The following is a 24,689-nucleotide window of genomic DNA, read 5'->3' as shown; positions in this document are numbered from 1 at the left end:
CCGATGGGGCCGCCGGGATTTGAACCCGGGACCTCCGGCTCCCGAGGCCGGCATCCTACCTAGCTAGACCACGGCCCCGCCAGCTGGACTGGGAGTAAATAAAAGCTCTACGGTTGGGATCGCCCGCTTGAACCGCATGAAAGACCGCCGATGACACCTCTGTCAAGTACTATCGAGACCTTGTACCTCTCATCAGTTATATTCAGCTCCAGGACGCTCTTCCCCCTATCCAAAATCCTGTTGAGCTCCAGCATCTCCACTATGTCATCCCCCTCCGTGACCGTGACGTAGTAGATCCTGCAGGCATCCCCCTCATTCTCCAGGGTTATGTAGGCGATTCCACCGTGACACTCCATGCGAGCCCTGACATTTGAGTGAATTTTATTAACTCCTTTATAGCTGAGGATTAAAGCAGATAATATTAACATTGACATAAAGAAAATTAATAACCACTTATTCCGCGTCATCCGCCATCCCGCTCGATCTCAACCTCTCCGAGAACCAATAGGGCTCCTTGAAGAGCTTTATCACGGGAAAGGTTATCTTATCTGAGGACAACCCCTCCAAGAACTCATATCGCTCTCCGGTCTCGTCCGCCCTGTAAACTAGGAAGTTACCTTCTTCCTTCCCGTCGTAGACGGTGAATGAGAAAACATCGGGCTTCGTTATCCCGTAGTTGTTGGCGAATGTCCCTATAACCCTCCCCTTGAGGGTGTCGCTCCAGAACTCCACCAGCACAGAGACGGAGTTGGAGGATGCCGCCAGCCTCAGTAGGTCGAGCAGGGAGCTAACCCTGAGCAATTCCAGTTCCCACTCGTAGCCCTCTTCCTCCGGGCTCAAAGCAACCCCCCTGTCCCCATCCAACCTGCCATTTAATCCTTACCTCGGTGGGATGACCCCTGAAGCGTAAAGCCCTTTGAATAGATCGGAGAAGGCTGATAGCAGACTTTCCTCTGATGTGAAGATCCCGCTATTGAGCCCCTCGTCGCTGAATATACATGCGCTCTCGCTTAGGACCATGAACACGCTGTGCTTCCCCACTATCCTGCAGCGGGCCCTCGGGATCCCTAGGGCTGAGTGTGTGGATGGACTCTCCACGACGGCGCTCACTATGTTCGGAAGCCTCTTTGGAAGTAAATAGATGTTCCTCTCACTTAAAATTATGTTTATTTTTTCCCTAGCACCCATAATTATAGTTGAAGATATTCTGCTTATTGTCCTTTCTCCCCTCACCGGTATCGTGGATCTCTCCACCACCCAGAGCCCCTCCGTCAGGTTGAGCCTGAAGAGGACGTCCAGCAATGATAGCTTGGTTGAAGTCTCTGAGAGGATCCTCTCAGCTAGCAGGGAAGCCAGCTCGCTGGGCGGAGGTGCGGAGATTTTGATAGGCCTCCCTCCATGTACCCTAACGAGTCCCCCCCTCTCCAGCGAGGAGATCACCGGGTAAACCTTTGTGCGAGGGACGCCTGTTAGCGAGCTCAGATCAGCCACCCTCAAGGGCTCCCTGCTCAAGCTGAGGCGCGCAAGTATCTTAGCTTCATACTCCGAGAGCCCTATCTCCTTCAACGTCCTCACTAAGCCCCACAGGTCTTTTCTATCATTCCCTCTCATCTTCCACTAGCTCTGCGAATATTTTACCCTCGGCGATCTTCCTGACCCTAGCCCTCACCACTAGCCCCGGATCCGGGGCACCCGATATTATGACCTGCCTTCCCTCGTAGAGTCCCTCGCCCTCACCCCTCCTGTTGATCGACCTCACCAACACATCTATTGTATCCCCTGGCTTCAGCGATTGAGCGCTCCTGCTCGGCCTATCCATCCCCACTTGATGGTAGAGGTCCTCTCTTCCCTTCCTCCCCTTCACACCCTTCCATCCCTTAGAACTCCTCTCTTCCCTCGGATTCCTCCTAGGCATGAACTTCCCCAGCTTCAGGAACTCTGACTATCATCACGCGTCTCACTTAAAAATGGCTCCGATCAGTCCTCCACAACTATGCCCATGACGTCCATGACGTTGGTTAGGGTGGGCCCCGTCATTATGGTATCACCCAACCAAGAGAAGAAGGTGTAGGAATCGTTGTTCCTGAGGTATTCTTCGGGTTTCAGTCCTTCCTTCAGGGCTCTCTCAAGCGTGTGACCGTCGCATATGGCACCGGCAGCGTCAGAAAGACCGTCTACCCCATCGGTCCCTATGGAGGCTATCGCCACACCATCGAGTCCAGCGACATGCCTGACGGCACCTAGGACAAGCTCCTGATTTCTCCCACCTATTCCGCTTCCTGTCACAGTCACCGTGGTCTCCCCTCCCATGAGGATGGCCGCAGGAGGCGATATCGGGATACCCTCGTTCTTTATCGATGCCGCCAGTCCGGCCATCATCTTACCCACATGCCTGGCCTCCCCTTGAATTCTGGACCCCAGAAGCAGCGTGTTGTAACCCAGGCTCCGGAGGAACCCCTCAGCCGCCTGTATTGCCTTCATGTTGTTGGCAACTATTATGTTGGTCACATCATCGAATATTGGGTCTCCGGGCTTCGGAGTCTCGGGGATTCTTCCATCCATGCCATCCCTTATAACTTTCACGATAGAGCTGGGCATTTTTTCAACTAAAGAGTAGTTTTTCAGAACGTCCCATGCATCCTGGAACGTAGTTTCATCGGGAGCAGTCGGGCCCGAGGCTATCGTGTCCAATGGATCCCCTATGACATCAGATATTATCAGGGAGACCACTGTGGCTGGATAAGCGGCCTCAGCAAGTCTCCCTCCCTTGATCATGGACACGTGCTTCCTTACGGTGTTTATCTCCTTGATGTCAGCCCCGCTCAGGACCAGCAATCTGTTCATCTCCCTCAGGTCCTCCAGGCTTATCCCCTCCATGGGGTACTCCATGAGGGCCGATCCCCCGCCGGAGATCAGCACTATCACCAGATCATCCTTGCCTGCCGTGGAGGCTATCCTGAGGATCTCCTTGGCCCCCCTGACGCTCCCCTCATCCGGAATCGGATGACCTGCCGGGTTCAGCCTTATCTTAGAGAGACTAATCATCCTCTCGGTCTTAGCCGGAACGTTAACCCAGCCCTCCGATATGCTCTCCCCTAATCTATCCTCCACGGCCTTCGCCATCATCCCGCTGGCCTTTCCAGCACCCACCACGAATATCCTCCTGAAGCCATCCAGCTCTATCGAAGTGGTCATCTGGAATATCGATCTCTCCGAGAACCTGCTGGAGACGGACTTGTAGGGGTCCGCGGAAGCTATTGCTCTATCTAGAGATAGAAGTAGAGATCTCCTTGCATTTCTATCCTTTTGGGAAATTCCATTCATAGTCAACTCCTCTACATTCTTTATGTATGACACGCTCAAGGGGAATCTACCTCCCTGACACCCAACTCATCACCCTCCTCCGTCACCCTCATGAACCCCAGCGATATGCAGTCCACCTCGCCGCGATATTTAGTCAGAACGGTAGCTCTTCTGTTCCTTAGATCTAGGGATTTCAGGATGCCCACCCCTGCGCATCTCCCTCCGGACTTCAAACCGACGTAGAGATCCTCATAGAACACCTTTGGCGCGCACCTAACCTCCTTCTTCAGGAGATCCTCCAACTTCCTCACCTTAGCCCTGTCGAAGTGACCCTCAGTCAATATTAACAACATGTCAGGGGCCTCCTCAACCCATATCACATTACTTCCCAGCAGATCACCTAGGAATGAGGAATACTCACTCTTTTCCCTGCCGGTGAGTAGGAAAGTGTTCTCAAGATCTACATCATCTATCTCAATCTCCCTGACGAATCCATCCTTCAAGTACCTCCTTAAGGATGCTCTCCGAGAGAGGATCCTGTAGCTCCTGTCCTTGAGAACATCCCTAACCGGTGAGCTAACCCTGATCACCTCCGAACCCCTGGGGACGGTGCGCGCCAAGTGCTCCAGCTCCCCCTCGGATCTCTCTATTATGACCACCAACTCCGGGTCAGTGGCCTCGATCTTACACCTCTTGAGCACCCTGGCCGCGGCACCGTCAACGAAGCCCGTGGTGTTTATGAGGACGGTCCTTCCCCTCACGCTACTGACGGCCTCTCGAACACCCATTAGCATCTGAAGTAGATGCCCCCTGGGGCTCTTGTCACCTATGAAGTACATGAACTCCGGCTCCAGCATCTTCACCTGATGGACTTGGTTCTCCAAGTTGACTGAGGAGATGACCCCAGGAGGGCCGAGGTCCGACTGACCTATATCAGAGTCCACCAGCGATACCCTTTCACCCCTCGAGATCAGCTTGTTGGAGAGATACAGTATTGAGGAGCTCTTTCCGGAATCTGTTCTCCCTATGAATATGACCGTCTTGCCGGATATCCTGTCTATCAGATCTTCCCACCACTCCGGGACGGGATCTCCCACTTTGAGGTAATCTTTTTTACTGATCTCAAGCTCAGCGCTTCCCTTAGCGGTTACCAGCACATCCATCGCCTCCTGCTCGAGATCCAGCTTGCTGAAGGGCGCACCCCAAACCTCTGCTTCCCCTGAGAGAACCCTTATGCTGACCGGGGTCCTCACCAAGATGCCCTCTCTACCCTCTAGCCTAACCACCTCCATCACCAGCCCGTTTCAGCGTGAGGATAAAATGGTGAGGGGGTGAATGCCCCAAGGTGGAGCTGCAGCACGCTCACCCGATCCGCGTAAGCTATCCGACGGAAAAGTTAATTTTTCATGCCCAGCTGCTGATCCCGGGACCCGGGTGGGAGGCTCCGTCTTCAAGGTCGGCTGCTGCGGTTTCCAGATATCCAAGAGGAAATATGCTGAGATATTTGATCTGGTGGAGGTTCAGGATACATTCTACAAGCTGCCGAGTGTGGAGACCGTCAGGAGGTGGAGGAGAGATGTTGGAAGGGATTCCTTCGAGTTCGCGGTGAAGGCTTGGATGGTCTTCACGCATAGCCCATCGAGCGCGATATGGAGGAAGTCCGGCGTCCCTCCCGACAGCGAGTATGGATCACTTAAACCCACTGGAAAGAATCTAGAGTCATGGGAAAAGTTCAGGGAGATTTTAAGGGAGCTAAACTCTAGCCTAGTGGTGTTTCAGAGCCCACCTTCATTCAAAGCCAGCGATGAGAACGTGAGGAACTCCCTGGAGTTCTTCAGATCCGTAAAGGAGGGGGCCCTTATGGTGGGGTGGGAGATCAGGGATGAGAGCTGGCTCAGGAGGGAGGAGTTCAGGAGGATACTGGAGGAGTTGGGCATCACTCACGTGGTGGATCCGCTCTACGAATCTCCTGTCTATGGGAGATTCAGGTACTACAGGCTTCATGGGTCAAGGAAGGGGAAAAGGATCATCTACAGCCACAATTATTCAGAGGAGGAGCTCCTGAGGCTGATGGACATCGTGAAACGGAATGCCGCTGAGAGTAATTACGTGCTCTTCAACAACTCCTACTTCAGCCTCGAGAACGCCAGGGCCTTCAAGTACATGTTGGAGCATCACCTGCCTATGTGATACCAGCCCTCCATTTTGGACCAGTCCCACGCTATCTCCTCACTCACGGCCATCCCATACACTATGGAGCCCCTCCAAACGCTGAACTGAGGATCAGACACCAACTTAGGCTCAACGTCGAGGCCCACGGATCTCAGCATGTGCTTCAACTTAGTCGGGGAATCTGCCGCAATCCCCTCCAGCCCCTTTGGGACGCTCCAGTTAAAGGCTCCTCCTGAGAGGATCACCCTCTTAGCGATGGACGTCTGAAGCTCCACCGGTACCTTCGATATCGAGAGCCTGATCGCCTCGGCCAGCGTCACATTCCCTGGGATGACCTCACCGCCGACCAGCGTGTCCCTAGGCGATACGAAACCCCTCGTGTAATAGCTCTCGAAAAGCTCGTGCGCCGGGTTGAAGAAGAACTCCCCTATCAGGAACCTCTGCCATGCCTTATCACCCATCTCCACCTCCACCGTGGTTCCGGGAATCCTGAAGGTGGACTGCAGCGCACCCGGATGATCCTTCGCCCAGGAGATTGCCTTATCCAAGTCCAGCGGTAGGAGACCGACCATCTCCTTGAACATCCTGACGAACTTCTCCTCCCTGGCCAGATCCGGATACCCGAGGTCCTTCAGTATCTGAGCAGTTATCCTATCGGAGTCGCTTCCTCCCCTGTTGAGCGGTATCAGGGCCGCCCTTATCACGTCCCTGCTTATCGGCGTGATCTGAGTGTTCCCATGGCCCGCCTCAACCACCATGCAGGCCACCGCCTTCTCGGCTATGGCCACAGCCAGCGGTTGGGGGATTATAGTGACGGCCCTCACCAGATTTCCACCCTCCTCCGAGTTCACCTCCTCGTGTATCTCGAAAAATCTCTCGTACATGTAAGTGGGGGCCTGCGCCGCGAGCGCCGCCACCACTAGGAATCCGGAGAATGGGAGCCCAGTCGTATCCGTTCTCCCAGGATGATACTTGAGTAATCCATATCTCACCAGCTCCTTCACCACCCTCCATCCCCTTTGATCGTTCCTCTCTATGATCCCATTCCTCATGGGATAGTAGAGCCTCGCCAGATCAGCCCTAGACTCCAAGTACTCCGCCACTTCCTCGCCGACCACCACCTCCTTGGCCGTTATGCCCCTGACCTCGGCCGAAACCTTGGATATCTTGGGAAAGTATCCCCTGTTCTCAACCACGTTCGGACCCGTCTTCATCAGCCACCAGGGACCGAACTTGTAGTAGGAAGTTCCGAAGTCGGAGGCGAAGACCGGTTTGGGTTGGGCTATCAATGCACACACCTCCCAAGCGCGATTAGCCCCTCAGCTCTGATAAGCTTATCAGGGTTCACCCTCATACTCTTCAGATCCACCTCCACACCCTCCATCATCAGAAGCCTGGCTTTTAGCTCAGTCCCGTAACCGTAGCCTCCCACTCCCATGTCCCCCCTGACGATCCTGTGGCAGGGTATGAGTAGAGGGTACGGATTCCTAGCAGCGTAGGACCCGATGACCCTCGGGGAGGTGTTCAGCGCCCTCGCTAGCTCGCCATATGTGGTGAACACCCCCCTCGGGATTAGTGACATCATTTTGAGGGCATCCTGAAACCTCTTGTTCGGGTGGATCGCGAAGTTCACCCTCAGTGAACTCCTGGGCTCGCCTGAGTAGAGCGAGTATATCTCCCTAGCCAATGCCTCATCCTCGATCCTCCCTCTCACCATCCTGAGCGCACCCCAGGCGCCCCTGCAGTTGCTCGCGAGATCCTCCTCGGCCTCCCCTTCGCTCCCGAGTGGTATCGTGTTGCAGTAAAGGAGCTCCCCCCTCTTGGCAATCCCTATGAACTTCCCTCCCACTTCAAAGATCCAGAAGACTACCTCCGTGCCCACACCCGGAATGGGAGCGGGCGGTGCACTAATATAAATGGAGCTAGGGATATTCTAGTGTATGGAGTTCGTTAGGATAGATGGGAGCTACGGTGAGGGAGGAGGATCACTACTGAGGTACGCCATCGCTCTTTCCTCCATGACCATGAGACCCGTGGAGGTGTTCAACATAAGGGTTAAGAGATCAAATCCTGGTCTGAGGCCGCAGCACCTTAACGCGGTGAGGGCCCTTGCTAGGCTCACGGACGCCTTGGTGGAAGGTGATAGCGTGGGATCCCTCAGGGTGAGGTTCATCCCCAGGAGAAAGCTCAGTGGCTCGTTTGAGATAGACATAGGGACCGCGGGTAGCGTTAGCTTGATAATCCAAGCGGTGCTACCCGTCTGCCTGACCTCCGAGGGGGAGACCGTCCTGAGGATAAAGGGAGGTACCGACGTCCCCATGGCGCCACCCATAGATTACATGAGCAATGTATTCCTTCCTAACCTCTCGCTTCTAGGCGCAAGGGCCGAGCTGAGGATCCTGAGGAGGGGTCACTATCCCAAGGGAGGAGGGATCGTCGAGCTCCGCGTGAGGCCATCCGAGCTCAGCCCGATCCGGAAGGTGGAGAGGGAGAACTTCAGCCGGATCTCAGGAAGATGCCATGCCGTGAAGCTCCCTAGAAGCGTGGTTGAGAGGATATCCAGGTCAGCGGCGGAGGTCTTGAGGAATGAGGGGTTCTCAGTTGAAATAGAGGAGGAATGGCACGAGGACGATCACTTAGGACCAGGAGCAGGCATCGTCCTTTGGAGCGACTCGAATCCGCGAGTAGGGGCAGACGAGTTGGGTGAGAGGGGTAAACCGAGTGAGGTCGTCGGAAGGAATGCTGCCTTGAAGCTCTTAGGTGAACTGAGGACCGGGATGGCCTTCGATAATCACACGGGTGATATGATAATACCCTATCTAGCGATAGCCAGGGGCGCATCGAGGATAGGGATATCCAAGCTGACTAGACATGCTGAGAGCAACATTTGGCTCGTTGAGAGGTTCCTTCCCGTGAGGTACAACGTTGAAGGGGGGCTTGACAGACCCAGCGTGGTGGAGGTCGAGGGCGTTGGGCTCGAGCTACGATGAGGACTTCATGAGGAGGGCCCGCTACCTCGCTGAGAGAACCGGAATGGATTTGGAGGATGTATTGGAGAGGGTTAAGGAGTATATAGAGGAGATGGGTGGTCTTATCAAGCCTGATGGCGCCCTCTCCCTACTTGCGTCAGACCTCGGGGTGAGCGAGTTCTCTCCACCGGAGAGCGGTGTGAAACCAACGATCAGACTTGACAGGCTCGTGCCCGGCATGAGAAGGGCTTCAATTAGGGGGAGGGTGGTCAAGGTTTACGGAGTCATAGAGTACGTGAACAAGAGCGGGGAGAGGTCGGAGAGAGCGGAACTAAGGATCTCCGATGATAATGGGCAAGTGGATCTGGTGATCTGGTCAGAGGGACTGGTGGACATGGTCAAGGAAGGTCTCATCAGGGAGGGAGATCTACTTCTGATAAGCAACGCCAGGGTCTCCAGCAGGGGAGGCAGGCCGGTGGTCCACCTGGACTCCGACTCGAAGATAGATATTCTGGAGAGGGGACCTCCGCTGCCCGAGGACGTCATCACCAACGTTGGGGAAGTCTACGGGAGGGAGGGAGAGGAGGTTGACTTCAGGGGCACCATCGTCAGGGTATTCCCGGTATCCGAATTCATAAGGGGAGATGGGGTTAGGGGAAGGAGAAGCTCCCTCTTGATTCAGGGAGAGGATGGAATTTCTGTGAGAGCTGTTCTATGGGGAGATAAGGCCTACCTCTCGGAGAGCTTGAAGCCCGGTGACTCCATCACCTTAAGGAACTTCAGGGTTGTCGCCAAGGAGGATGGGGTGGAGCTGCACTCCACCCCGAGGAGCAGGGTCGAGGTGGCGGGCGGGAGTGCTGAGACGATAACCGCGACCGTTTTGTATAAATTTCCAACAGAAACATCGATATTAGGTAAAAAATTTTCAGATCTCCTGATCGAAGTGGATGGTGAGCTCGAGGTGCTGAGGGTTTGGAGCGATCTGGTGGACGTGATCGAGGGGCTCAACCCCCCATTCATAGTCAGGGTGGGCCCCGTTTTCAGGAGATATGATGATTTGCTATCCTTAAGTAGATCGGGAACTTTAGAGGTTCTGGAGGTGCTGGGCAGGGGGCTAAGACCCTCGATAGAGGCGCTGGCCAAGAGCGTGAAGTACAAGAGGGTTCCTATAGGGGAGTCCTCGGATGGATTCAGAGAGTTCAGGGGAACAGTAGTAGGGGTTTCCGATGAGGCTAGGATCTCCTGGCACTGCCCTACCTGCGGGTCCAGAGTCTCTTACGAGTACGGAGGCTATAGCTGCCCGAACTGCGGGAGGATAGAGGAAGCCAAGCCACTCCTCTACCTGACCCTGACGTTAGACGATGGCACCGGGGTAGCTAGAGTGGTCGCTTTCGGAGATAAGGCCGAGAGGATACTTGGAATGAGTACGAGGGAGGTTCTCTTGAGGGCCGATGAGCTCGGTCAAGCGAGTCACTCCGTGCCCACGGACGAGCTATCAGGCAGGATGCTGGGGAGGGAGGTGATAGTCAGGGGGAGGGCCACCTATACGGAAACGGGGCTAGTTAAGTTGATTCTGGATGAGATGGAGTTCGCGGATTATGGCAGAGAGGCCCGCCTGCTCATCAGAGAGATAAGGAATCTCTGGCTGGGAGATGAGGAGATTGAGGATAGTGATGGATGACAGGGAGCCTGAGGTCATCGAGAGACTCCTGAGGAGGAAAGGTGCGCTAGTCGAGAGGAAGAGGATCGACGTTGCGGATTACTTGATAGGTATGAATGTCTGCATCGAGAGGAAGACATTGGAGGACTTCTTGAGATCTATATATGATAGCAGATTGTTCGATCAGGTTGAGGAGATGAGGTCCTGCTGTGACACAACAATCGTCCTCATAGAGAACTCCTTCAGGATCGATGAGAGGGCCAGGCCGCACTACCTCGGAGCACTGGCTTACCTCTCCCTGAGGGGGGTTTCCGTTATACACCTGAGGGATCAGGAGGAGACGGCCGCTTTCCTAGTATATCTCGCTAGGAAGGTTGAGGGAGAAAGACCATCAACGATACCCGTTAGGAGGAAGAGGAGGCCCAAGGCATTCGAGGAGGCCTATTCAGTCCTCCTGAGTTTCCCCTCCATAGGACCCAGGTCCGCTGAAAAGCTCATGAGCGAGTTCAGGAGCTTAAAAGAGATCTTCAACGCCGATTTCTCCAGACTGAGAAGCGTAATAGGGGAGGCGAAGGCCAGAAAGCTCAGGAGTGTGTTGAACTCCCCGTTCGTTTATGAGAGGGAGACAAAGCTTGAGGATCAGGGGTAAAGTCTCGTTGGGGTTCTTGGGAACGGTATCGCATCCCTTATGTGAGGAAGGCCTCCTATCCATCTTATAGTCCTCTCTATACCCAAGCCGAACCCCGAGTGAGGTACGCTCCCGTACCTCCTGAGGTCGATGTACCACTTGTAGTCCTCCGGGTTAAACCCCTCCTCCAGTATCCTTCCCACCAGTTCCTCCTCCCTCTCTATCCTCTGACCGCCTCCCACTATCTCACCTATTCCCTCAGGGGCCAGTAAATCAGCACAAAGAACGACCTCAGGTCTCTCAGGATCCTGCTTATGATAGAAGGCTTTGGCCTTCTTCGGATAATGCGTGACGAAAACGGGGGTGTCGAACTCAAGGGATATGACCCTCTCAACATCCGTGCCGAAGTCTTCCCCCCACTCTATGTCGACGCCCTTCCTCCTAGCCAATTCCACCGCCTCGTCGTAAGTTATCCTAGGAAACCTCTCCTTTATCGGTTCTATCCTCCTCCCCAGCGCCTCCAAGGGTTCTGAAGCCCTCTCCACAACCTTCTCAACGATGTACTTCACGAGAGACTCGACGACATCCATCATCCCTCTCAGATCGGCCCAAGCCATCTCGGCCTCAGCATGCCAGAACTCGGTCAGGTGCCTCCTGGTCCTGGATTTCTCGGCCCTGAAGCTGGGTTGTATCGTGTAGACGTTTTCAAAGGAGAATATGGCTGCCTCAAGATAAAACTGAGAGCTCTGGGTCAGGTAAGCCTTCCTGTTGAAGTAAGGTACCTCGAATAGGGTGGCACCCCCCTCTACGGCAGCCCCAACGAACGTGGGAGCTTCCACCCTCACGAAGCCGTTATTTATGAACCACTCCTCAACAGCCCTCATCACCTCCTTCCTGATAAGCAGGGCGTTTCTCATCTTAGTAGTCCTTATTTGCAGGTGTCTGTTATCGAGTAGAAACTCCTCACTGACTCCCGGCTTCACCGGGAAGTCCTTTGATTCTCCCACGATGATGAACCTCGATGCGATCACCTCCACCCCGGTGGGTGATCTTGGATCCCTTCTCAGGGTTCCCTCGACCATGATGGATGCCTCTATGCCCACATTCCTAGCTGCGTCCAGCTCATTCCTTGGTACATCTCCCTCCCTCACCACCACCTGAACGGAGCCGGAAGAGTCCCTGAGCCTCACGAAAACTATTCCTCCAAGCTCACTCTTCCTCTGAACCCATCCCGCTATCTTAACGCTGCTACCATCTTCCAAGTCCTTTAACTCGTTGACGTAGTGGGTCCTAACGCCGAATTTCCACATGGCACCGCACCACCGAGAGGGCACTGCATTGAGATTAAAATGTTAGGTGGGGCACCCGGACGGATGTGCTGACGCCCTGATTCCCCTCCGGATCGCTGATTTTCCAACGAAGTCTCAGGGATATTAGGGGTCGTGGCGTCTCGGAGGCACGATTTATTGAGCTTCGCTCTTAGGAGACCACTCCCCATTTCCCGCTAATCATGGAGGATCCCCCTCACGTAGATGATAGACGCCTACCGATCGATAATGGATCAAGTTGCATTGGATGATTCAGGTGATGATTCCCAGCGCGATCTGGGAAGGCGATGGACGGAACTCAAGAGGGATTTTTCCTAAGAAACTCATTCGAAGTTCTCATGCCCATATGCTTTAAGTCCTTTTAGATCTTCAGATTAAGGGATTCTCATGGAGCTAAGGGACTCCATAAGGCTTTTGAGTGAGAAGGGCCTCCTGGAGGTTTTCGATGGACCCCTCTCCGTGGAGTATGAGATAGCCTCCCATCTGATCAAGTTAGATGGTAGGAAGGCGGTGCTCGTCAGGAGAACCTTGCTTAGGGATGGAAGGGCTTCCTCATTCGGGGTCTTCGGGGGGTTTGCCACTTCCAGAGAGACCCTAGTGGCCGCCATGGGATTGAGCTCCATTAGAGAGCTGAAGGAGAGGATGAGGAGATCATTGAATGATGGAAGAGATCCAATTGAGGCCGAACCCAAGTGGAGGAGGACCGACCTAACTCTCAAGGACCTGCCCGTCCTGAGGCACTATTTGGGGGAGCCGGGTCCCTACATGACAGCATCGATAGTGATATTCAAGGATGGAAGCAAGTTCTCCTCCTCCTACCATAGGATGCTTCCAATATCAGAGAACAGACTTGTCTTGAGAGCCGTAGAGGGAAGAAAGCTCAGCAGAACTATTGAGAAGTTCTCGAAGTTAGGGAGAGATCTTGAGGTCGCCGTCTCCATAGGTAATCCACCTGAGGTGCTGGTGGCGTCTGCGATGCCCGCTGAGGATAGAGATAAGCTTTCCGTAGCAGGGGGCATCCTCGGAGAACCCGTTGAGATCTCGAGATGCGAGGAGCTGGATGCCTGGGCTCCTTCGGACGCCGAGATAGTGATATGCGGTAGAATAAAGCCGGGTGATCTAGCGCCGGAGGGGCCCTTTTATGAGATACTCGGGAAGGATATCGTGAGGATGCAACCAGTTCTAACGGTGGAATCCATTTACACTAGGGAGGAGCCGATATACCAAGCCATCCTGCCGGCCGGCATGGAACACCAGATCCTGATGGGACTTCCGGTCGAGCCCTTGATCGAAGAGAGGGTGTCAGAGGTCGCCGAGGTCGTAGACGTGGCCATGACTCCAGCAGGAGCCGGTTGGGTGGAGGCCGCGGTGGCGATAAGGAAGACTCATGAGGATCAGCCCACTTTAGCCGGACTTATGGCGATCTCTGCGCATAAGAGCCTGAAGAGGGTCATCATAGTCGATGAGGACGTTGATGTGACGAACTACGTCGAGGTGATGAGAGCCGTCGTCCAGAGGGCACATATACCTGATGATTATAAGATGATAAGCGGGATAAGGGGATCCTCACTCGATCACAGCAACCTGAGGGAGATCGTCTTCGATGGGGAGAGGAGGATCCTGAGACTACCCCAAGGGAAGATGATAATAGATGCCACTGTGAAGGGGCCCAAGGAGCTCGTGGAGATCCCCAGGAACCCCTACTGCACGAGTAACCGTTAAATATCTTCGGTGATGGCTGAGCCAAGGAAGGGAGGAAATGTTGAGGGTAATGACCGGAATGGTGAAGACGGATGTGCACGACCATCACCTCTTCAAGATCAGGATGAGGGAGCTTGAGTCCCTGCTCAACGCCCTAGGTTATAGAGTGATCGAGAGGGTCGTCCAAGTCAGGGAGAAGGAATCCGTGGATTTCGTTTTTGGCAAGGGGAAGGTGGATGAAATAAGGGAGAAGGTAAAGAAGCTGAATCCGGATCTCTTTGTCATATACAATAACATCACGAGTAAGCAGAAGTGGAACTTGGAGAGAGCCCTCGGTGTCGAGGTGGCCGATAGATATGACGTTACACTCATGATATTCAGGGAGGCAGCCAGCGATATACTCTCGAAGTTGCAGATAGAACTTGCATCCCTCGAGAAGCTTTTCCCGTACGTTAAACTCTCGGCCTCGATAAAATACAAGAAGATGAGAGCCGGTTTCAGGGGTGGGGGTGAGTACGCTTATCACAAGCAGATAAGAGCGCTTCAGAAGAGGATCAAGATACTTAGGGATAAGATAGAGAGATTGAGCCAGCAGAGGGAGTTAGAGATACTCAAGAGACTTGGGGATGGAGCTAGCATAGTTGTTCTCACCGGATACTACAACGCCGGCAAGACCAGCATATTCAATGCGCTGACCGGGCTCGAGAAGCCCGTGAGCGATAGACCGTTCACCACGCTGTCGAGCAAGTACGCCGGGATCAGAGGTGAAAACATCTATCTGGTGGACACGATAGGCTTCGTTATGGACCTGGATCCTAAATTGATCGCCTCTTTTAAGCTAAATCTTTTAGATATAAAGTACTCTAGTAAGCAAATTTTAGTCTTAGATGTATCTGATAGGGAAGAGTTATTAAAGATAAAGCTGATCGAGAGCATGAGGATCCTGAGGGATCTCGGCAAGGGTGAGGATAGCATCCTCGTAGCAGCAAATAAGGCAGATCTCGTAGATGAGCCCGATTTGAGAAGAAGAGTTGATTTTATAAGGGACATATTAGGGGATAGCGTACCTATAATTCCTGTTTCGGCCATGAAAGGCACGGGTCTGAGGGAGCTCGTGGATGCCTTGGTCAGGGAGCTCGAGATCATGAGATAGTTTCATAATAGAAATCTTTTTATTTTTGGAAACTAGTGTTAGGAGGGTTCCCATGGGCAGAACCGTCAGCGGTAAGGTGGCATTATCCGCGTTATTGGGAGCTCTTGGAAATGTTTTGGCTTTAATATCGGTGTTTCTCGGGAATATACATCCGCAGATAGCGGTTGATCTATCTCATGTGGCTACCGCCATCGCGGCCTTCTCGCTCGGACCCACATGGGCCACCGCAGTAGGTTTCCTCGTCTCCGTGGTGCCGTTCATCAGGTTCGGACTTCTAGGTAGCTTGGGTCCCCTAACGGGGTCCCTTATATTCCCGGGAAAAGCGATGACCGGTCTCTTCGCGGGAACTTTGGCTAAGAGGAAACACAGACCTTTCATAGCAATGACGATAGGGTACATCCCGGAAAGCGCCTTCACCTGGGCCACCTTCAAGCTGTGGATCCCGGTCTTCGCCCCCCAGCTATCCATCTGGATAACAGACGTCATAATTTACGGGATAATCATAAAGGCCTGGATTGAGATACTGATGATAGGATTGCTAGCGGAGCTCCTTGTTCCTAAGGTGAGAAGAATGATACCCTATGGCCTTCTGGACGAGCCTAGCCACCAGATAAGCATCTGATCTCATGGCAGGGCAAGGGGAGAATTCCACGAAGTCCATACCCATCACGTCGCCCAACTCCATCACTTTCCTGACGATCTTGATGACCTCAAAGTAGTTAAGGCCTCCCGGCTCCGGGTTACCGATGCAGGGAACTTGAGGAGGATCCAGCACGTCCAGATCCATGCTCAGGTAGAGCTTCTTGCCGCTCAGGTTGTCTAGGTTCTCCAGGCTCCCCTCATGGACTTCATCCGCGTAGATCACGCTTATCCCATCCGACCCATTCAGGAACTCCTTCTCCTCCATGCTCATAGTCCTCACCCCTATTATGGTGATTTCCCCCACCAACTCACTCATCCTCCTGCAAACAGTCGCATGAGAGATCTTTCTCCCTCCGTACTCATCATAGAGATCTGGGTGGGCATCGAATATCACCACATGCTCCACCTCCTCCCTCAACGCCATCAGGGTCGGGAGTGAGACCGTGTGCTCCCCGCCCAGTATCACCGGTATCTTGCCGTCGGATAGTAGCCTCCTTACGGAGGTCTCCACCACATTCATCATCCAGTCCTCAGGCTTCCCCAAGACGGACAGCTCGAATATTGTGAAGATTCCTAGCTCGCTGGTGTGAGAATCTAGCTCGATGTCATAATCATCCATATACCTAGAAGCTTCTATTATGGCTGCCGGACCGAATCTCGTCCCAGTAGCCCAACTTTCAGTCGAATCATATGGAACACAAAGCAGGACGTATCTGGATTCCTCATAGGAGCTCCTAGATGCGAGGAAGGAGAACGGCACCGTGAGCCAGTTCATGCCAATCCCCCTCACGCCCAGCACCTGAATCAGATAAATCCCCGCTATCGCGAGCGATCAATCCTCGATGGAATCACCCAGCGAATCATTAGAAACAAAATTTACATTGATCCGGGATAAATTTTGATATATTTTCTCATAAGAACCGCGTGACGTCTCGCGAGGGCATCCCAGTCACGTTTTTATATTGTGACGGCCGTAGGGACTAGTCCCCATACATAGCGGACAGCATGCGAGGTGGTCAGTATGGTGTCCAGGAGAGTGGGTGTCCCCATGACCGACCGAATCCTCGAGTTCTTGGAGGAGAAGAGACCCGGTCTCAGGGCCAATGTCTGGAAGGTCTATTACCCGATGAGGGATGAGCAACCCATAGAGGTGAGCGTGAAACCCGGCGCCTTGGCCGGCGAGACCCTTCAGCTGCAGTTCGAGGGAAGGAAACTCGTTGTGAAGGAGGAGGTAGTGGAGAGGAGACCCACGAGAAGCGGTGCGGGGGCCTATTGATCCCCCTATCCCTCATTCTTTTGACCCCCGAGGTGTCCCACCGTATCGGTGGGATGATTAGGTTTATCTGGGAGTGCTTCCCTTAAACGAAAGGTGCCAATTCATGGAGCTAGAGGTACCCATCCTGATCCCCGTCTCCAAACCAAGGAGAGGGGCTTCTGGAGAGACAGGTCTGTGGAGAATCGAGAAACCGGTGATAGATGAGGGAAAATGCATCAAGTGTTGGATCTGCTGGCTTTATTGCCCAGAGGAGGTTATCTATGAGGATCAGAGCGGATTTCCAGCGATAGACCTCTCCTACTGCAAGGGCTGCGGTGTCTGCGCGGACGTGTGTCCAGCCAAGGCGATAGAGATGGTGAGGGAGTGAGCATGGTCGAGGGAGAATGGGATATAATAACCGGAAATCATGCCGCCGCCCTGGCCGCCAAGCTCGCCAGGGTCAGCGTGGTTGCGGCGTACCCGATAACTCCCCAGACGACCGTGGTTGAGTACCTGGCGTCCTTCATAGAGTCCGGTTACATGAACGCCGAATACATAAGGGTAGAGAGCGAGCACAGCGCGATGGCGGCCGTGATAGGCGCCGCTGCGGCCGGAGCCAGGACCTTCACGGCGACCTCAAGTCAAGGGCTGCTCTACATGGCTGAGGTCCTCCACTGGGCTGCAGGTTCTAGGGTCCCAGTTGGCATGGCCGTGATAAACAGGGCGCTGGGTCCCCCTTGGAACATCCACGTTGATCATCAAGATGCGATGTCTCAGAGGGATACCGGCTGGCTGCAGATCTATGTATCATCAAATCAAGAGGTGCTGGATACCATAATCATGATGTACAAGGTTGCCGAGCACCCAGATGTGATGCTTCCCTTCATGGTATGCCTGGACGCCTTCGTCCTGAGCCACACCTTCATGCCGGTCAAGATCCCCAGGCAGGAGGAGGTTGACGAGTTCCTCCCACCTTACAGGCCGAGACACTGGCTACTTGATCCCTCGGAACCGATAAGCTTCGGAAACCTGGTGCTCCCGGACGAAGAGTATCAGGAGATGAGATGGTCCATAGATCTCTCCATGAGGAGGGCCCTGGAGATTATGGAGGATGTCGCTGAGGAGTTCTCCGAAAGGTTCGGAAGGTATCATGGCGGAGCCGTGATGAAGTATAGATTGAGTGACGCCGATTACGTGCTCCTAACATCGGCCACACTTGCCTCGGAGGCCGAGGTGGCCATCGATATCATGAGGGACGAGGGAATGCGCGTGGGTCTCCTTAAGCTCAGATCATTCAGACCCTTCCCACACCGGGATCTCAGGGAGAGTCTTCAAGGAAGGAAGGGTGTCATCGTGATAGACAGGAGCATATCCTTCAGCTCAGGTGGCCCTATGGGAAATGAGGTCAGATCATCGCTTTACGATATCTCAGGGGCTCCTCCGGTGGTCAATTATATAGCCGGACTTGGGGGAAGGGATATCACTTACAACGACTTGATAATGATGACCAAGGACGCCATCGGCAGGATATCCACCGGCAGGCTGAAGAGGCCCTACTACTGGTACAAACTGAAGCCGGAGTATCAGAGGGTCGAGCTGGCTGAGGAGGTGATATCGTGAGCATAACGATACATGATCTGAGGAAAAGGGAGAGTTCCTACCTCCCTGGTTCTGCTGCTTGTCCGGGATGCGGGGCGACTATAGCGTTCAGGATAGCCTCTAGGATCCTCGGGCCCAACACCGTCTACGTCATCCCCGCATGCTGCTTCAGCATAATTCAGTCACCCTATCCTAGAAGCGCCATATCGGCGCCAATACTCAATTTCGCCTTCGCAGCAGCAGCCGCGGCGGCTTCAGGAGTTCAGAGGGCCTATAAGTTCATGGGGAAGGATGTAAATGTCGTTGTTTGGGCTGGTGATGGAGGCACCGTTGACATAGGGCTACAAGCGCTCTCGGGGGCCGCGGAGAGAGGGGAAAACATCATCTATATATGCTACGATAATGAGGCCTACATGAACACCGGGATACAGAGGTCCGGCGCCACCCCCATGAAGGCCATAACTAAGACGACCCCGACGGGTAAGCAGGAGATGCCTAAGGACATGCCTATGATAGTCGCTGCACATAGAGTGCCTTATGTTGCGACAGCCAGCGTGGGATATCCCTTCGATCTCGCCAATAAATTGGAGAAGGCGAGGAAGATCAGGGGATTCAAGTACATACACATATTCTCCCCTTGCCCCCCAGGCTGGGATTTCCCGGTCAACAAGACAGCTGAGGTAGGGAAGCTTGCTGTTGACACCTATTTCTGGCCCCTATATGAGATAGAGGAGGGTAAGCTGAGGATAACTGTGAAGCCGAGGAAGAAGCCCCTCAGGGAGTTCATAAGGATGCAGAGGAGGTTTGAATCCCTGAGCGATGAGGATATCGAGGAGATGGAGAAATTGGTTATGGAGAAATGGAATTTTCTTGTAAATCTTGAGAAACTTGAGAGAATTTTCTAAATTTTTTACCAGTAACATTGAATAAGGTCCAGAGGAGTACGGCCAGCGCGAGCGCCTCGATCAGGACCCCCATCAAAGTCAGGTATATCGCAGATACGGCAGACCTCTCCGAGCCCTCCTCCAGCAGCCTCTCAGCGTATCCGCTGAACGGGTTCATCCACGAGGTCTGTCTCACGTATGTCCAGGCCGCCTTCAAAAGGCTGGATTGCTGCGGATTTTCGGAGATCATGATCCCATACGATTTGAAGAATCCGGAGACGTCTTTCCCCACTGCCCTGTTCAGGTACTTAAGCAACTCCTCTGGGGAGTTCACCGTGGCTCTATCCCTCACCATCTCCTCGAAGAGCCTCCTGTAAACACCGTAACCACCGTACCTGTCTGCCAGGTCCTTGACTATCATCAGGCTGGCCGTGTAGTAGAGGGATGGGTCCCCAGGGAGACCTCCTCCCCTCCAATCAAGCAGGAAGCTGAAGTCACCACCAGTGGTGGTCATAACCAGGTTAATGGTCTCGCTGTCGGGCTCCTCCGGCGGATTGATCCCGAGCTCCCTCACTATCACAGAGCTGAGGTACTGAGCCAGGCCCTCATGCATCCACCTCACCCCTATGCCCAGTCCGGCCACCTGCATGTATTGGTGAAGGAGCTCATGTATCAGGGTGAGGGGGAGCTCGTATTCGGCCATTCTAGCTAGCATCATGTTTAGATTGATCTCACCCTGCGTTATTATGTCCGAGGTGTACCTGAGACCAGTGTAGCCCTGAGTCGTTATGTCTTCCATCTTCTCAGGCACGAATAAGTTCACCTTTATTGGTATTTCATCCCTAATGGAGGTTATGTTTTGAATCATTGGGAGCGCTCTCTCGTAATACCTGGTTATATTGTAGGCGAAATCCTCGTACCTCTTGGGGTAGATTATGGTGAGCTTTCCCACGCTCATCTCCTCCATGGTCCCCTCCTTGGTCCTGAAGGAGATCAGGACCCTCATCGTGTTGTTCTTCGAGCCGTCAAGGTAGTACTTCACATCCGTGTATCCCTCTCCCCTCTCTAGGGCGTAGCCCTCAGGCTCCACCCCCTGCACCGAGTACTCAGAGGGTAGCCTCACTAAGATCAGCGCATCATCCTTACGGCTGAACGCTATTTGCGTTGAGAAGAACGCTCCATTTGGCTCCACTATGAGGGCCCCAAACCTGTAACTCCAGTTGATCTCCAGAACGGTTCCCGGTGAGTATGAGAATGTGTAGTTGGAGTAGAAGTAGTAGCTCGTGTTCTCTATCAACCTGTAATCCTGAATGGATCCGGAAAGCACCCTGATCGAGTATTTCTGGAACTTGGGAACGAGGACCCAACTGGCCCCGGATCCATTGGACTCGAATCTGGTCGTTATATCTATCCAGCCCGTCTCCCTGACGATGTATGTGTATGTGTATAATCCTCCTCCCTGCGCCGCCACGAAGCTGGGGACCGGGAGCAGCATTATCAGCACAATGACCGCGAGGCATTTCCTCATGCTATCGTCGGGCATCCCAGCTGAAAGCCTATTTAAGTGAATCGATCTCGAGAGGAAGGGGTCTGCATGGAGATCCTGATAAGGAATGTTAGCTACCTAGTGACTCAGGACAGCGAGAGAAGGATCCTAAGAGACAAGGACATATTGATCAAGGATGGAGTCATTGAGAGGATTGGGAATTTTTCTACAGCAGCTGATGAAGTCATAGACGGTAGGGGAATGATCGCAATTCCAGGCCTGATAAACACTCACACACATATACCCATGACACTCTTCAGGGGAGTGGCCGATGACATGCCTCTGAGGGAATGGTTGACGGAGAAGATATGGCCAATGGAGGCGAACCTGAGGCCCCATCACGTGAGGGCTGGCACCGAGCTAGGGCTACTCGAGTCCGTGAGGACGGGGACAACGACGATATTCGACATGTACTTCTTCGAGGAGACAATAGCCGATGTCTTCAAGAGTTTCGGTGTTAGGGGTGTTCTCGCGTCCGCCATATTAGACTTCGGAACACCTGAGTGTAAGGACTTCGATGAATGCCTCAAGGTGGCCGATTCCTTCGTTAGGAGATGGGCTGGGGACCCCCTCATACTGCCATGCTACGGCCCTCATGCACCGTACACTGTATCGCCAAGGGGTCTCTCTGAAATCTCCAGTAGAGCCGAATCGGGATCCTGGATACAGATACATGCATCCGAGACCGAAGGTGAAGTCAAGGAGGTTAGCGAGAAGTATGGTAGCACTCCAGTCAAGTTGCTCCATGAAACAGGTGTTCTCGGGAGGAAAACTGTCCTGGCCCACTTGGTATGGCCTAGGGAAGACGAGATACCGCTTATATTGAATTCCGGATCCCTTGTCTCTCACAATCCGGTTAGCAATCTGAAGCTATCCTCCGGAATCTCCCCTGTTCCTGAGCTCTTGGAGAGGGGGATCAAGGTAGCCCTGGGGACTGATGGAGCCGCTAGCAACAATACTTTGGACATGTTCGAGACTATGAAAATCGCAGCTCTGATCCATAAGGTCAGAAGGATGGATCCTACTGTGATGCAGGCTCAGCTGGTCCTCGACATGGCCACGGTGATTCCAGCCAGCCATCTCCCTTGGAAGGTGGGGAGAATACAGGAGGGGTATGAGGCCGATATCGTGCTCCTCAGCACCAAGGTCCCGTGGTGGAATCCCCTTCACTCCGTGATCTCGAACATAGTTTACTCAGCCAGATCCACCGATGTGAGGTACGTGATCGTCAAGGGGAATCTGCTCCTCAGGGACGGGTTACTCACGGTAAGAGATGAGGAGGGAATATACGAGGAGGCTGAAAGGAGTTCCATGGATCTTCTGGAGAGATCAGGAGTCTCTAGATCCCATCACAGCGTGTATTAGATCAGCGTAGCTTGGAATTACAACTCTGCAGTTCATCCCCAGCATTCTAACCAGTTTCATTGAGCCCTCCCCCTCCACCTCGACGAATTCCCCGAGATGCTCCACATCATCCAAGTAAACCCTCAGCTCCATTCCATTGATCCTCAGCTCCCTTCTCCTCTTCCTCACTCTGACCCTTTCTTTAATTCCGAGTTCATTGAGGACCCCTAGAAGTCTCTCCAGATCTTTAGGACATCTCTCAGAGATCCCAAGTTTTCCTAATATCGTCTGACATTCTTCGCTTCCCACAAGGGCCTCCAGCTCCTCCCTAACCTTCTCCCCACCCTCAAAGTGCCTGGGACCTTTGTAGGTGATCCAGACACCATCACCGGATGACCTGATCCTCAGGACTGAGTCGCTGAGCATGAGCCTGCAGTCATCGAAATCTAGGTATAGATCCTCCTGTGATGTGGAGCTCTTGAGCTCGTACGTCATCCCGGCAGATCTGAGGGCCCTCATGAAAGCGGAATGAGATATTCTCAGCTTGACCTCCCTCTCGAGGGTCAATCGGCGCACCTATCGGTCTGTGGACCGCACCAATAAAAATCTCTCGTCATAGCAGGCCCGTACTATGAAAAGCTTTTTAAAGTCAATGGGATGCGGGGGGTGGGATTTGAACCCACGAGGGCCTCGCGCCCAGCGGATCTTAAGTCCGCCGCCTTCGTCCGGCTCGGCCACCCCCGCCCCCCGAGCGGCCAACGGTGAAGGCTTTTTATATTTTTCCTCGCCACGATGAGCCGGTGCGGTCGATGACCGTTAGGGGGAAAATATCAAGCTCACCGATCGCCGTAACGGATGATGAGCTCCTAGCTCTCGGATTCGAAATGATAGGGATCTCCGCTAAGGTTCTTAAGGGCAGGAGTGCTCTCATAAGGTTCTTCAAGGATAATGAGGGTGAGCTCCCGCACGTCGTTTTCGTTAACGAAAGGGTGGCTGAGGAGATAAGGGATTATAGGGAGGATCTCCTGAGAAGGGGAAAAGTCAGTCCTGTTTTTGCCGTAGTCCCAGATATGGAGGGATGCAGGGGGATCAGATTGAAGGAGTTATCTTCCCTACTGGCTAAGGCCCTGGGTACTGAGGAATTAAGGTTTTAGGGGGCGATGCCATGCCGAGGTTGGTTGAAGCCATAATAGAAGCCGAGAAGGAGGCTGCCAAGATAGTGGAGAACGCCGAGGCTGAGGCTAAGAGGATGATCGAGCTCGCTGAGGAGGAAGCGAAACGCATAGTTGAGGAGGCTAGGAAAAGCCCTATAGAGGTTGCTCTAATGCAAGAGTTAAACGCTGAGGAGGATAGAATTCTTAAGGAGGCTGCCAGAAAGGCTGAGGATTTGAGAAGAACAGCCATGGAGAGAGTTGAACGCATGATTGATGAGGTGCTCAGGGAGGTGATTTTCGGTGAGTGAGCTTGTTGAGACCAGGGACTCGGAGGCCATAGTCAGGGCCATACTGAAGGTGGCCGAGGACAGGGCCGAGGCCATAATGAGAGAGGCCCGGAGGAGAGCTGATGAGATAGTGGAGTCGGCCAGAAAGGAAGCCGAGCGCATAATCAGGAGCAGGAGGGAGAGATTGGAGAGAGAAATGAAGGATGAGATCGCCAGAAGGAGAAGCGCCGCGGAAGTTGAAGCGAACCAGATGATACTGAGGGCGAAGAAGGAGGTGCTTGACTACTTGATTGGGTCCGTTCGAGAGAGACTCCAGAGGATAGCAAATGGGGAGGATCCAAACTTCGATTACCACGAGATACTGAGGAGGTACGTCGTGGAGGGGGTGAGAGCCCTGGGTGATAGGGAAGTACACCTAGCCGGCAGGGAGAGGGATAGAGAGATCTTAGTGAGCATCTCCGAAGAGCTGGAGAGGGAGGGTATTAAAGCCAGGGTCGACCCTAAGGGATTGCCCATAATAGGCGGGGTTGTCGTTAAGGATTCGAGCGATGAGAGAAGGTACTACAATACCTTCGACGGAAGGCTTAGGAGCTATTTGGAGAGGAAGATGCCTTACTTGGTCGAGAGGATCTTCGGGGGGATTTAGATGCTCGAACAGGCCTATGTCGGGAGGGGAGTTATAGTCCACATTAAGGGTCCCGTCGTCATTGCTGAGGGAATGAGAGGTTCCAAGATAAGGGAAGTGGTCTACATCGGGGAGGAAAGGCTAATAGGGGAGATCGTGAGGATAGAGGGTGACAGAGCTATCATACAAGTTTACGAACCCACGGGGGGCTTGAAGGCCGGTGAGCCCGTGGAGAGGACGGGGGAGCCTCTGTCAGCTGAGCTGGGACCTGGACTCCTAGGGCAGGTTTTGGACGGGCTCGGGAGACCTCTCGAGGTTATAGCTGAGAGGGCAGGCGGACCTTTCATAACCAGGGGCATAAAATCCCCAACACTACCTAGGGACAGGAGGTGGCACTGGGTTCCTGAGGTGGTGAGGGGAGATCTCGTTCAATCGGGTG

General features: G+C 53.6%; 28 protein-coding genes and 2 tRNA genes. 15 read left to right on the top strand and 15 right to left on the bottom strand.

Going from position 1 to position 24,689, the window contains the following annotated elements; translation table 11 throughout:
- Positions 1 to 4 precede the first annotated feature (4 nt).
- The 7 genes from BA066_00150 to BA066_00120 form a co-directional block, all read right to left on the bottom strand.
- A tRNA-Pro gene (locus tag BA066_00150) sits at positions 5 to 78 on the bottom strand.
- 29 nt (positions 79 to 107) lie between these two features.
- Positions 108 to 356: a hypothetical protein gene (locus tag BA066_00145; protein ID RDD54199.1), complete on the bottom strand. Its 249-nt coding sequence runs from the start codon at positions 354 to 356 to the stop codon at positions 108 to 110.
- Between the two features lie 97 nt (positions 357 to 453).
- Positions 454 to 864: a hypothetical protein gene (locus BA066_00140; protein ID RDD54198.1), complete on the bottom strand. Its 411-nt coding sequence runs from the start codon at positions 862 to 864 to the stop codon at positions 454 to 456.
- 15 nt (positions 865 to 879) lie between these two features.
- Entirely contained in the window at positions 880 to 1,611 is a 732-nt protein-coding gene (locus BA066_00135; protein ID RDD54197.1) for a hypothetical protein, read from the bottom strand.
- Positions 1,598 to 1,915, bottom strand: a complete 318-nt coding sequence (locus BA066_00130; protein RDD54196.1) for a TRAM domain-containing protein — start codon at positions 1,913 to 1,915, stop codon at positions 1,598 to 1,600. The genes BA066_00135 and BA066_00130 overlap by 14 nt, the downstream gene beginning before the upstream one ends.
- Positions 1,916 to 1,977: 62 nt before the next feature.
- The gene (locus tag BA066_00125; GenBank protein ID RDD54195.1) at positions 1,978 to 3,357 is read right to left on the bottom strand and encodes a glycerate kinase; all 1,380 of its coding nucleotides are present in this window, start codon (positions 3,355 to 3,357) and stop codon (positions 1,978 to 1,980) included.
- A 2-nt stretch (positions 3,358 to 3,359) separates the two neighbouring features.
- Positions 3,360 to 4,595, bottom strand: coding sequence for a hypothetical protein (locus tag BA066_00120; GenBank protein ID RDD54194.1), 1,236 nt, complete (start codon positions 4,593 to 4,595; stop codon positions 3,360 to 3,362).
- 43 nt (positions 4,596 to 4,638) lie between these two features.
- On the opposite strand from BA066_00120, the gene BA066_00115 reads away from it, so the two are divergent.
- Positions 4,639 to 5,493, top strand: a complete 855-nt coding sequence (locus BA066_00115) for a DUF72 domain-containing protein (protein ID RDD54193.1) — start codon at positions 4,639 to 4,641, stop codon at positions 5,491 to 5,493.
- Here the strand turns inward: BA066_00115 and BA066_00110 are convergent.
- Positions 5,478 to 6,764 carry a hypothetical protein gene (locus tag BA066_00110; protein RDD54284.1) on the bottom strand — a complete coding sequence of 429 codons (1,287 nt, stop codon included), beginning with the start codon at positions 6,762 to 6,764 and terminating at the stop codon, positions 5,478 to 5,480. The two genes, BA066_00115 and BA066_00110, sit on opposite strands and share 16 nt — an antisense overlap.
- Positions 6,761 to 7,357 (bottom strand): methylated-DNA--[protein]-cysteine S-methyltransferase, encoded by a 597-nt coding sequence (locus tag BA066_00105; protein ID RDD54192.1) that lies wholly within the window; start codon positions 7,355 to 7,357, stop codon positions 6,761 to 6,763. The genes BA066_00110 and BA066_00105 overlap by 4 nt, the downstream gene beginning before the upstream one ends.
- Positions 7,358 to 7,415: 58 nt before the next feature.
- Here BA066_00105 and BA066_00100 point away from each other — a divergent pair, with 58 nt between their 5' ends.
- From BA066_00100 to BA066_00090, 3 genes are read left to right on the top strand one after another with little or no spacing between them, the layout of a single operon-like run.
- Positions 7,416 to 8,465, top strand: a complete 1,050-nt coding sequence (locus BA066_00100; protein RDD54191.1) for an RNA 3'-terminal phosphate cyclase — start codon at positions 7,416 to 7,418, stop codon at positions 8,463 to 8,465.
- Positions 8,446 to 10,125 (top strand): hypothetical protein, encoded by a 1,680-nt coding sequence (locus BA066_00095; GenBank protein RDD54190.1) that lies wholly within the window; start codon positions 8,446 to 8,448, stop codon positions 10,123 to 10,125. The genes BA066_00100 and BA066_00095 overlap by 20 nt, the downstream gene beginning before the upstream one ends.
- Positions 10,097 to 10,753 carry a hypothetical protein gene (locus BA066_00090; protein RDD54189.1) on the top strand — a complete coding sequence of 219 codons (657 nt, stop codon included), beginning with the start codon at positions 10,097 to 10,099 and terminating at the stop codon, positions 10,751 to 10,753. Before BA066_00095 ends, BA066_00090 begins: the two co-directional genes overlap by 29 nt.
- Here BA066_00090 and BA066_00085 read toward each other — a convergent pair.
- Complete coding sequence (locus BA066_00085) at positions 10,744 to 12,042, bottom strand: asparagine--tRNA ligase (GenBank protein ID RDD54188.1); 1,299 nt, start codon at positions 12,040 to 12,042, stop codon at positions 10,744 to 10,746. The two genes, BA066_00090 and BA066_00085, sit on opposite strands and share 10 nt — an antisense overlap.
- A gap of 405 nt (positions 12,043 to 12,447) precedes the next feature.
- On the opposite strand from BA066_00085, the gene BA066_00080 reads away from it, so the two are divergent.
- Together BA066_00080 and BA066_00075 are read left to right on the top strand one after the other, a co-directional pair.
- Positions 12,448 to 13,782, top strand: a complete 1,335-nt coding sequence (locus BA066_00080; protein RDD54187.1) for a UbiD family decarboxylase — start codon at positions 12,448 to 12,450, stop codon at positions 13,780 to 13,782.
- Between the two features lie 37 nt (positions 13,783 to 13,819).
- Positions 13,820 to 14,914, top strand: a complete 1,095-nt coding sequence (locus tag BA066_00075; GenBank protein ID RDD54186.1) for an HflX family GTPase — start codon at positions 13,820 to 13,822, stop codon at positions 14,912 to 14,914.
- Between the two features lie 174 nt (positions 14,915 to 15,088).
- Here the strand turns inward: BA066_00075 and BA066_00070 are convergent, their stop codons facing one another.
- Both BA066_00070 and speB read right to left on the bottom strand, forming a co-directional pair.
- Positions 15,089 to 15,382 (bottom strand): hypothetical protein, encoded by a 294-nt coding sequence (locus tag BA066_00070; protein RDD54185.1) that lies wholly within the window; start codon positions 15,380 to 15,382, stop codon positions 15,089 to 15,091.
- Positions 15,383 to 15,452: 70 nt separating this feature from the next.
- Complete coding sequence (speB, locus tag BA066_00065) at positions 15,453 to 16,331, bottom strand: agmatinase (GenBank protein ID RDD54184.1); 879 nt, start codon at positions 16,329 to 16,331, stop codon at positions 15,453 to 15,455.
- A 246-nt stretch (positions 16,332 to 16,577) separates the two neighbouring features.
- On the opposite strand from speB, the gene BA066_00060 reads away from it, so the two are divergent.
- The 4 genes from BA066_00060 (at position 16,578) to BA066_00045 (ending at position 19,315) form a co-directional block, all read left to right on the top strand.
- Entirely contained in the window at positions 16,578 to 16,832 is a 255-nt protein-coding gene (locus BA066_00060) for a hypothetical protein (GenBank protein RDD54183.1), read from the top strand.
- Positions 16,833 to 16,935: 103 nt separating this feature from the next.
- Positions 16,936 to 17,199 carry a 4Fe-4S dicluster domain-containing protein gene (locus BA066_00055; protein ID RDD54182.1) on the top strand — a complete coding sequence of 88 codons (264 nt, stop codon included), beginning with the start codon at positions 16,936 to 16,938 and terminating at the stop codon, positions 17,197 to 17,199.
- 2 nt (positions 17,200 to 17,201) lie between these two features.
- A complete protein-coding gene (porA, locus tag BA066_00050; GenBank protein ID RDD54181.1) occupies positions 17,202 to 18,431 on the top strand; it encodes a pyruvate ferredoxin oxidoreductase in 1,230 nt (409 codons plus the stop codon).
- A complete protein-coding gene (locus BA066_00045; GenBank protein RDD54180.1) occupies positions 18,428 to 19,315 on the top strand; it encodes a 3-methyl-2-oxobutanoate dehydrogenase subunit beta in 888 nt (295 codons plus the stop codon). Before porA ends, BA066_00045 begins: the two co-directional genes overlap by 4 nt.
- On the opposite strand, the gene BA066_00040 is transcribed toward BA066_00045, so the two are convergent.
- Positions 19,260 to 20,822, bottom strand: coding sequence for a hypothetical protein (locus tag BA066_00040; GenBank protein ID RDD54179.1), 1,563 nt, complete (start codon positions 20,820 to 20,822; stop codon positions 19,260 to 19,262). The two genes, BA066_00045 and BA066_00040, sit on opposite strands and share 56 nt — an antisense overlap.
- Positions 20,823 to 20,888: 66 nt before the next feature.
- Here BA066_00040 and BA066_00035 point away from each other — a divergent pair, with 66 nt between their 5' ends.
- A complete protein-coding gene (locus tag BA066_00035; GenBank protein ID RDD54178.1) occupies positions 20,889 to 22,205 on the top strand; it encodes an amidohydrolase in 1,317 nt (438 codons plus the stop codon).
- On the opposite strand, the gene BA066_00030 is transcribed toward BA066_00035, so the two are convergent.
- Together BA066_00030 and BA066_00025 are read right to left on the bottom strand one after the other, a co-directional pair.
- Complete coding sequence (locus tag BA066_00030) at positions 22,170 to 22,751, bottom strand: CYTH domain-containing protein (GenBank protein ID RDD54177.1); 582 nt, start codon at positions 22,749 to 22,751, stop codon at positions 22,170 to 22,172. The genes BA066_00035 and BA066_00030 overlap by 36 nt on opposite strands.
- Positions 22,752 to 22,842: 91 nt before the next feature.
- Positions 22,843 to 22,928: transfer RNA gene (locus BA066_00025), tRNA-Leu, on the bottom strand.
- 65 nt (positions 22,929 to 22,993) lie between these two features.
- Here BA066_00025 and BA066_00020 point away from each other — a divergent pair.
- The 4 genes from BA066_00020 to BA066_00005 all read left to right on the top strand — a co-directional run.
- Positions 22,994 to 23,338 (top strand): hypothetical protein, encoded by a 345-nt coding sequence (locus BA066_00020; protein ID RDD54176.1) that lies wholly within the window; start codon positions 22,994 to 22,996, stop codon positions 23,336 to 23,338.
- 11 nt (positions 23,339 to 23,349) lie between these two features.
- Positions 23,350 to 23,646 (top strand): hypothetical protein, encoded by a 297-nt coding sequence (locus BA066_00015; protein RDD54175.1) that lies wholly within the window; start codon positions 23,350 to 23,352, stop codon positions 23,644 to 23,646.
- Positions 23,639 to 24,271: a hypothetical protein gene (locus BA066_00010; GenBank protein RDD54174.1), complete on the top strand. Its 633-nt coding sequence runs from the start codon at positions 23,639 to 23,641 to the stop codon at positions 24,269 to 24,271. The genes BA066_00015 and BA066_00010 overlap by 8 nt, the downstream gene beginning before the upstream one ends.
- A partial coding sequence (locus BA066_00005) for a V-type ATP synthase subunit A (protein RDD54173.1) occupies positions 24,272 to 24,689 on the top strand: 418 nt, incomplete at its 3' end.

Source organism: Candidatus Korarchaeota archaeon NZ13-K (genome assembly GCA_003344655.1).
Taxonomy (GTDB): domain Archaea; phylum Korarchaeota; class Korarchaeia; order Korarchaeales; family Korarchaeaceae; genus Korarchaeum.
Note: the sequence above shows the minus strand (reverse complement) of the source record. Positions and strands in the feature narration are given on the sequence as shown.